Annotated in this window: 10 protein-coding genes; all 10 read right to left on the reverse strand. The window is 51.2% G+C overall.

What is annotated here, in order from left to right; genetic code table 11:
* Positions 1 to 248 precede the first annotated feature (248 nt).
* The 10 genes from CODIS_RS20125 to cspD all read right to left on the reverse strand — a co-directional run bounded on the left by CODIS_RS20125 (position 249) and on the right by cspD (position 8275).
* Positions 249 to 611: a hypothetical protein gene (locus CODIS_RS20125; protein ID WP_069128444.1), complete on the reverse strand. Its 363-nt coding sequence runs from the start codon at positions 609 to 611 to the stop codon at positions 249 to 251.
* Positions 612 to 831: 220 nt separating this feature from the next.
* Positions 832 to 1785, reverse strand: a complete 954-nt coding sequence (locus CODIS_RS20130; RefSeq protein ID WP_069128445.1) for a GNAT family N-acetyltransferase — start codon at positions 1783 to 1785, stop codon at positions 832 to 834.
* Positions 1772 to 2599, reverse strand: coding sequence for a JmjC domain-containing protein (locus CODIS_RS20135; RefSeq protein ID WP_335340676.1), 828 nt, complete (start codon positions 2597 to 2599; stop codon positions 1772 to 1774). The genes CODIS_RS20130 and CODIS_RS20135 overlap by 14 nt, the downstream gene beginning before the upstream one ends.
* Before the next feature lie 12 nt (positions 2600 to 2611).
* Entirely contained in the window at positions 2612 to 2950 is a 339-nt protein-coding gene (locus CODIS_RS21655) for a cupin domain-containing protein (RefSeq protein WP_320410411.1), read from the reverse strand.
* Between the two features lie 284 nt (positions 2951 to 3234).
* Positions 3235 to 4602, reverse strand: a complete 1368-nt coding sequence (purB, locus tag CODIS_RS20140) for an adenylosuccinate lyase (RefSeq protein ID WP_069128446.1) — start codon at positions 4600 to 4602, stop codon at positions 3235 to 3237.
* 213 nt (positions 4603 to 4815) lie between these two features.
* Positions 4816 to 5262, reverse strand: coding sequence for a hypothetical protein (locus CODIS_RS20145; protein WP_069128447.1), 447 nt, complete (start codon positions 5260 to 5262; stop codon positions 4816 to 4818).
* Positions 5263 to 5451: 189 nt separating this feature from the next.
* A complete protein-coding gene (gene hflD, locus CODIS_RS20150) occupies positions 5452 to 6084 on the reverse strand; it encodes a high frequency lysogenization protein HflD (RefSeq protein WP_069128448.1) in 633 nt (210 codons plus the stop codon).
* Positions 6085 to 6090: 6 nt separating this feature from the next.
* The gene (gene mnmA, locus CODIS_RS20155) at positions 6091 to 7209 is read right to left on the reverse strand and encodes a tRNA 2-thiouridine(34) synthase MnmA (RefSeq protein ID WP_069128449.1); all 1119 of its coding nucleotides are present in this window, start codon (positions 7207 to 7209) and stop codon (positions 6091 to 6093) included.
* Positions 7199 to 7780, reverse strand: a complete 582-nt coding sequence (locus CODIS_RS20160; RefSeq protein ID WP_069128450.1) for a pseudouridine synthase — start codon at positions 7778 to 7780, stop codon at positions 7199 to 7201. The genes mnmA and CODIS_RS20160 overlap by 11 nt, the downstream gene beginning before the upstream one ends.
* A gap of 279 nt (positions 7781 to 8059) precedes the next feature.
* Positions 8060 to 8275 carry a cold shock domain-containing protein CspD gene (gene cspD, locus CODIS_RS20165; protein WP_069128451.1) on the reverse strand — a complete coding sequence of 72 codons (216 nt, stop codon included), beginning with the start codon at positions 8273 to 8275 and terminating at the stop codon, positions 8060 to 8062.
* Positions 8276 to 8890: the final 615 nt, after the last annotated feature.

Below are 8890 nucleotides of genomic sequence, written 5' to 3' on the forward strand. Positions count from 1 at the left end.
ATCAATCGCTAGATTGAGCGGTAATTACACCGCCAAACGAATTTGACGGCTGACGACGGGTAAAAATCAACAGCCTGCTAAGGGGCCGTATCGCCTGGCAAGAACCCTTGCCACGCAATCGGGAATGACCAACAAGTGGTTGGCGCAACAGGGGCTCGTCTCTGTCAGGGAGCTATGGATTAAGTTTCACTATGCTTGATGAACCGCCTAGTGCGGACCCGCATGCTAGGTGGTGTGGGGAGGGCGGGTTAGAGACCCGCCCTTACCCGATTCTTGAGATCATAGATACGATTGCGCAGGATGCACGACCAGGACCAAATCGTCGTTGCATCCGGTACCATCTTCTCGACGGTTGGGTAGGCAAGACCCTGGGCTTCCAGGCCGGATTTTAATAGAGTCGCATCAATACCATTATTGGTTAAGGAGTTTCCAAGAACGAGTAGGCCAGGTTCGTCTGATTGATCAAATCTTTCTGAAAGTTCAGGTATCTCGATGACATGGGAGATATTACCGGATAGGGAGCCTTCAATTGAACGCAACAGGGCTTCGGCACTAAAGACTACTACTGCAAGTGTTATCAGGACTTTTGCTACAGTCGGTAGATTTTTCATTATTATACCAATGCAAGCGTTATGTGAATGCAAGTCCTTATGAAATGGTTGTAAGCAGCATAAAAAGTATCATGCCACAATATTCTTTCGGGGCAAATTTTCTTGAAATGCTCTGACTATTTCAGGGTTCCTCCAGATCATTCCTGGTTTGATCAGAATCCCATTACTAGTCGGTATTCTAACCCGTTGCCGTACTCTACAGTGTTAAAAAATACCATCCTTAGAGGTGAAGTCTGGCCAATTCACGGTCCGGTATGCCGAATTCCCAGGCTTCATCAAAGATGGTTTGCATTCTATTGACTCTATGGCGGTCGTTGTAGCAAGCGGTGCCAAGTAGATTTTCGGCCTGTTTTCTATGCAGGTAGCCCAGTTCATCGACCAGTATGAAATTTTCCGCATACTCCAGATATTCTTCTCCAGGTATACGGATTTCGATGGCTGTGGACAGGCGCTGCGCCAATTCGACCAACCGATGGCCTTGTTGCACTACCAGCGTGTTGTCTTGCAATAAGATACGGATGCGGCTGATACGGGAGCGCATTGCCAGCTGTTTGGTGGCGTCGATAAAGGAAGGGGTATCGAGAATCTGTGGATCGAGTGTCTGGCTGAAGATAGCCAGGTGGCGTTTTGCCTGCCTCACCATGCTCGTGGCATGTATCTGGTGATCTTCGATGGTATGCAGATGATAGAGCTCAGCGGTCTTACCAAGCTGAGCCAGAAAGAGTTCCTCGGCTAAGTCCTTGTTGAGAGATAAGACCATCATCTGATGTTCGATTCCGGCTTCCATAAAAGGCTCGCCGCTGGCTGTGAAACCTGCTTTGGCGTAGAAGGGTTCAGCGCTGCTCTGGGCATGTAGGAAGAGGGTCTGCAAGCCGATTGAGTCAGCATGCTGAAGCAGGCTTAACAGCAGTGCCGTACCAATACCCTGATTGCGCCACTCGGGGACTACCGCCATGCGTCCTATCTGTCCGTTACCCAGCAAGCGTGCGGTTGCGATGGGTCTTTGGTCCTGGTCCAGTGCAAGCAGGTGATGGGCCATGAGGTCATCATCATCCCACTCCATGGCAAGCGGGACGCCCTGTTCCCCAACGAAGACAGGCTCTCTGACCTGACGCAGCAACTCCCGTTCTTCAGGCCATTTCGCCTTTCTGATGGTGTAGTCACTCTGTGTCATCTTTAAATTGTATATGTCCGTCGTTGTAGAGCCGGCACAGCAGGGAGAGGTAGACCGGCTGTTCGAGCCACTCCTGCAGATAACCGAAATGGAGCACTCGATAGTGAGTAACAACCGGTAGGAAATCACCGGAGTCACTGGGCAGCGTATAGTGTTGTCCGTTCACGAACAAGGTGTCATAACCGTCATGTTCACTGCGGCTGAAGGCCATGCGGGCATAACTGTGGCGATGGATAACGGCCTGTTCCCGAAAACGGTTGTGAAACGCTTTATCAGTCAGCGTTTCAGTGCGCGGGTAGATCTGCAGATGCTCCTTTGCTTCAGTCACGAAACGGCCGAACCAACGATCGTTTTCCTGCCCATGCTTGATGCACTCTTCAAGCATGGCCTTGAACTCATACAACGAGGGGGGGAGTATCTCTCCCGGTGCGGACTGGGGTTTCAGGGGGGGATCCCGGTAGCGCTGTGGAGGCATGCGAGATTCTAGCGCAGCTTGGAACCAGGCGGTCGCCATCTCATGCAGCGTGGGTGCGCGGAAACCGACCGAACAGGTCATGCACTCACCTTCGGCTATTCCCCAGTGGGCAACATTGGGGGGGAGGTAGAGCATGTCACCCGGCTCGAGCAGCCACTCCTGATCCGCTTCAAACTCAGGAAGGATGCGCAGGTCGAGGTCGGGTATGAACTCGTCCTCTGATACGGGGCGTGAGTGGATTTTCCAGCGGCGCTTGCCTTTGGCCTGGAAAAGAAATACATCATAGTCATCGATATGGGGTCCGACAGAGCCTTGGTCAACGGCGTAACTCACCATCACGTCATCGAGCCGTCAGTCCGGAATAAAACGAAAATAGTCCAGCAGCTTGGCTATCTCCGGCAGATGCTTGTCTACATCCTGTACAAGAAGCGTCCAGTGACTGTCGGGCAGACCGGAGAAGTCATCCTCATCAAACGGCCCATAGCGCGCCTCCCAGGGTGTGGCGCCATGTTTCTCTAGTACCAGACGAGATTCGATCGCTTCTTCACAGGCCATACCGGCCAGTTCATCCGCTTCGAGGCCGCATTGATAGTCGGCCAGCGGATTGCGAAACAGCAGGGGTTTCCGTTGCCAGTATTCGGCAAGAAATTTTTCCGCATTCAAGCCATTGGGAAAATGCAGGTTTTGCATCGAATCACGCTCTGTCCGTTCAATACACTATCTAGATAAGGCTTATTTTATGCCGCAAATGGACGCAAATCACCGCTAATTTACGCAGATGACTCGATAAGCAAAGTCACTACTAAATAACAGGGATCATCAATAACCTGGATATGTGAAACTTTTCTGGCCAAATCACAATATGTAGATTCATTGCCTGATCTATATATTTAGTGCAATCATAGAACTTAAGTATTTGCGTCCATTTGCGGCTGATCGATTTTCATAATCCAGATGAAGCACCCACCGGAGATTTAGATCTCTGCGGTTTGTTCCTTGGCGTTGCCGATGTAGTTCATCGGGGTCATGCGTTTCAGCGACTCCTTGGCATGATCGGGCATATCCAGCTGATCGACAAAGGCCTGCAACTGGTCGGCTGTGATGCGTTGGCCGCGTGTCAGTTCTTTCAGCTTTTCATAGGGTTTTTCGATACCGTAACGCCGCATAACCGTCTGAATCGGTTCTGCAAGCACTTCCCAGTTTTGCTCCAGGTCCTCCTGCATGATCCGGCCATCGGCTTCGAGTTTGTCCAGGCCTCGTTGGATCGATTGCAGGGCAATGCTGGTGTGGGCAAGGCCGACTCCGAGATTGCGCAATACGGTGGAGTCTGTCAGGTCTCTTTGCCAGCGGGAGATCGGAAGCTTTGCGGCAAGGTGGTCGAAGATGGCATTTGCTATACCCAGATTTCCTTCTCCATTTTCAAAATCGATTGGATTGACTTTGTGCGGCATAGTTGATGATCCGACCTCGCCCGCGACGGTCTTTTGTTTGAAATAACCCAGGGAGATATAACCCCAGGTATCACGGCAGAAATCGATCAATATGGTGTTCATGCGTCCAATGGCATCGAACAGCTCAGCGATATAATCATGGGGTTCGATCTGGATCGTGTAGGGATTCCAGCCGATGCCCAGGCTCTCGACGAATTGTCTGGCAAAACCCTGCCAGTCGACTTCGGGGTATGCGGCGAGGTGGGCGTTATAGTTGCCGACAGCACCGTTGATTTTTCCCAGCAACGGGGTTGATGCGATCTGTTCGCGTTGACGGCGTAGCCGGTAGACCACATTCGCCAGCTCCTTTCCCATGGTGGTTGGTGAAGCCGGCTGTCCATGGGTACGGCTCAGCATGGGTAGATCGGCCAGCTGGTGGGCCAGCTGTCTGATGCTGCCGATCAGTTCATCGATTTGCGGTAACAGTATCTGGCCACGCCCTTCGCGCAGCATCAGAGCATGCGACAGGTTATTGATATCCTCAGAGGTGCAGGCAAAGTGGATGAATTCGCTGATGCCTTCCAGTTCTTCGTTACCGGCAATCTTCTCCTTGAGGAAATACTCCACCGCCTTGACGTCGTGATTGGTGGTGCGCTCGATGTTCTTTACCCTTCTTGCATCCTCTTCACTGAAGTTATCTACGATGGCATCGAGGATGTTGACGGCATGCTCGCTGAGAGTGGGGATCTCCAGAATGTCATTATGCGTTGCCAGGGCCTGCAGCCAGCGCACCTCTACCGAGACTCGATGGCGGATCAGGCCGAATTCGCTGAATATGGGTCGCAGGTCGGCACTTTTGCTACCGTATCGGCCGTCGATGGGGGATACAGCTGTAAGCGAGGAGAGTTCCATTGAGTCAATCCACCTGGTTGCTGAAAAAAGCGTGGATTATACCCGATCGCGGGCGACAGTTGCACAGAAAAGAGCGCCCGCTTTGTTAGGGCCTGTTAACAGGCCTTAGAGTGAATGCCATTGGCAGACCAGGCCGTTATCCGGGCTTCACGACCGGTCTGCGTTCCCCGATAGGGAATGGCAGTGCTCTCCCGCCATTGGATAATCAATCTGTTACTCTTCTTTTTTCATATTATCCATGACTTCAGTCCCTGTCTCTTTCGTGGCGTCTACCATCTCACCTGTTTTGGTTTTTGCCGCATCATAGACCTCAGCACTCTTTTCACCCACTGCAGAAACGATCTCTTTTGTCTCTTCCTTTATTGCGCTACCCGCATCGCTTGCGGCCTGTTTCGTACTGTCATAGATCTCTTTGCTGGTATCGACAACGGCATCGGCAGCATCACTCCCCATCTGTTTTGCTCCCTCGTAAGCCTCCTTGCTTGTGGTGGCGATCGTATCCGCCGCCTTACTGCCGGCCTCAGAGACTTTGTCAACCATGCTGGTTGAAGATCCTTGGGTCTCCTGAGATGTGGTGGCACTTTGCTGGTTGTCGGATTGGCTGCAGGCTGCCAGGGTGAACAGTCCACTCAGGGCAATGACAAGCTTGGTATTGCTCATATTCGTATCCTCTCAATGCGTTGTAAATTATATATTCCACTGCGGCTACAGCCGCGGTTACTCTTTATACATTGAAATGCTGTCGATTTCCTGTCACTTAGTGTGTCGAGTTAACGTTTTTTCACATTGGCTCAATGTAAGAAATCGATCAGGTGTGACTCATTACAATCAATCTGATTGAATATTTGATTAAATGTCTTGATGCAGATCGTCCAGGAGTTCTCTACAGGCTTGGATGTAGCGCTTGCGCACAAACAGCAATTGTCTCCTTCTACCCCCTGTCTGTCGCCAAAGGGTAGCCGCTCTGATGCCTGACAGCAGCAGGGCACGGATTTTATTTACATTGTCGTTGTTCTGTAGGTAAACGGGCTCACCGCTTACCATGATTCTAGGTGAGAGCTGGCTGATATTATCTGCATAGATCTCCGCCAGGGCACCGAGAATATTACTGTGTGTGGCGGGAAAGTGGGCCAGTCTTTGGGCAATTGTAGTGATACCATGCTTTATCCTTTCCAGTCGGTCCAGATGACGACTGAGTTTTCTTTCCAGTTGTATCAGGCCAAGCAGATAGCGTGTCAGCTCATCGTCACGCGCCTCTTCACCACTCAATTGCCGATAGGTCAGTCTAAGGCCGGGTGTGATTCCTTCCAGGCCTCCATACACATCCTGCACACTCTCGGCATCGATCTGAAACAGGCTGTGAATGTTCGCCGCAATGCTGTCTGCATCGACCAATCCGCGACGCGCAACCTGTTGTACCAGATTGGCTGCCTGATATATGCCCGATAGGGCTATTGCGCGATCGCTGTCTCTATATTGCATCTCTTTTCACACTACTGAAGCTGAATTGCTGATAATCTCGCTATCTTCAATGATACCCCCACCAAGACATCTATTGTCGTGATAGAACACAATGGACTGTCCGGGTGTCGCCGCCCGTTGAGCCGAATCGAATACTACCTGATAGCGTCTATCGTCCCGGCGCAGGATGCGACAGGACTGGAGGGGCTGACGGTGTCGAATTCTTGCCAGACACTGCAAGGGATCGGATGGTGGACGACCCGCCACCCAGTGCATCTGGTTGGCGGTCAGTTCCTGACGCATCAACATGGGGTGATCATGACCCTGTACTGCAATCAGGACGTTTCGACGAAGATCCTTTGCTGCCACGAACCAGGGTGCCTCGATTGAGTCGCGTCGGCCGCCTATGCCCAATCCCTGCCGTTGGCCGAGCGTGTAGTAGATCAAACCGTGGTGCCGGCCCAGTGGATTACCCTGGGGATCCTCGATGTCGCCTGGCTGAGCCGGGAGAAAGCGTTGCAGAAAGTCTCGAAACTTACGCTCACCAATGAAGCAGATCCCTGTACTGTCCTTCTTTTTGTGATTTGGAAATCCCGCCTTTTGTGCAATCTCCCTGACCTGGTGTTTATTCAGCTGTGCCAAGGGAAACAGGCTGTGACTCAAGGCTCTCTGTCCCAACATATAAAGAAAATAGGTTTGATCCTTGTCCTCATCCTTGGCTCTGTGTAGATGATAACCTTCGTCATCCTTCTCCACTGCGGCATAGTGCCCGGTGGCGATTATGGATGCCTGCAACTGATCGATTGCATGGTCGAGAAAGGCCTTGAACTTAATTTCACGGTTACATAGCACATCGGGATTGGGCGTTCTGCCTGCACCGTACTCTTCGAGGAAATAGGCAAATACGCGGTCCCAGTACTCGCTAGAAAAGTTGACCGTATAGAGCGGAATCTTTAAACATTCAGCTACCGCCTGGGCATCTGCCAGGTCTTCGGCTGCGGAACAGTAATCTTCGCTGTCATCTTCCTCCCAGTTCTTCATGAACAAGCCTTCGACCTGGTAGCCCTGCTGCTGCAACAGTAAGGCTGCGACGGATGAGTCCACACCACCTGACAGACCGACGATGACTCTGCCTTTATCTGCCATGACGGGGCCTCTTTCTTCCTTGATCCGGTTCTTTACGGGCACCATCGACGATGAGCCATTCACCAGGTTGGATGTTCTTCAGACGCCAGCGGTCCACGGCTACACGAATCAGGCGCAGAGTAGGGTATCCGACAGCTGCCGTCATACGGCGAATCTGACGATTACGCCCCTCCCGAAGCTGAATTTCGAGCCAGGATGTGGGGATTGACGCCCGATAGCGAACAGGTGGATTTCTGGGCCAAAGTTTCGGTTCCTCGAGCTGCCTGGCTTTTGCCGGCAGTGTCAGTCCGTCCTTTAGCTGAACACCTTGTCGAAGCTGTGCCAGGGTGTCGGCATCCGGTATACCCTCAACCTGGACCCAGTATCGTTTCCAACGCTTGCGACCGGGATCCGTAAGACGGTGCTGCAGTTTACCGTCATCGGTGAGCAGCAGCAGGCCCTCACTGTCCCGGTCAAGCCGTCCAGCGGCATAGATCCCTTTCATGGTGATGTAGTCGGCGAGGGTCTCACGCCCCTGGCTATCTGAGAATTGAGTGAGAACGCCGTAAGGCTTGTTGAAAAGAATCAGCATTCAGGGATGACCGCGTTGAATTCCAATACATTCTGATAAAAGGCGCTATGATAGTATCCCGGCGGTTAAACTGGAACCTGATGATCTTCGCTGTTTGGAAACAGGGCAGGGATATCGGCAGGCTACCCCGCAATAGACAGGATACACATGATGAAACCAAGGGCAGGGCCTAACCGCCCTTGTTTGCCGCTTTCCAGAGGCATCGGTGTATTGGGAAATAGAAAAGCCGGATCGGGATCACCGAACCGGCTTTTGCGTTTGCTGATTCAGGGACCAGCTTTATTCGCTTGCTGCAACCCGTTGGATATTGGTTGCATGAAGTCCTTTAGGTCCTTGACTGATCTCAAACTGGACCTTTTGACCCTCCTTCAGGGTTTTGTATCCATCCATCTCAATGGATGAAAAATGGACGAAAACGTCCTGATCTCCATCTTCCGGGGTTACAAAACCGTAGCCCTTGGCGTTGTTAAACCACTTTACGACTCCAGTCGCCATAGCTATTACTCCTCACTATCGATGACCCGGGAGGGTGGAGTGGTAGTAACGATTTGTCGAGATTTGGAGGATTGGAGAGATCAAAAGCCGACATGAAGATCGGTTCTCTACGGGATATTCGAGAATCTCCACGCAATGCCTCACTTTAGTCCATATACTCAACGGTTACCGCTACCTTTTATTTTGCAGAGAGGCTCAAACTGCTCTGTCCACCTGCCCAAGTACCAGCCATTAAAAAAAAACAGTGGGCGTCAACATAACAGCCCGAATTCCAGTGTTCCTGTTCCTTCTAAAATGGGAACCATTATCAACACTGTAGGAGAAAGTATAGTGCTCTCTCGTTGTCGGTCAACAAATATGTAAATTTTCTCAAACTTTCCATGTTTGTATTGGTAATTACCCTAATAATGGATGCCTGTTAATACGAAGAATCCCTAGTCAGCTTATACCTATTACGAGATAGTTAAAGATTTTCTGCCTGATGGAAATGTGAGTGTGTCGTTTGTTGGAACTAGGGCCTGTTAACACTAATCCAATACGCCCTGCTGGGGCTGTTTTCGTGCCCAGCAAGGCAGAATGAGCGTAGTGTAGCTATTCTACATGAGCGAATGATAA

The organism is Candidatus Thiodiazotropha endolucinida (assembly GCF_001715975.1).
Lineage (GTDB): Bacteria > Pseudomonadota > Gammaproteobacteria > Chromatiales > Chromatiaceae > Thiodiazotropha > Thiodiazotropha endolucinida.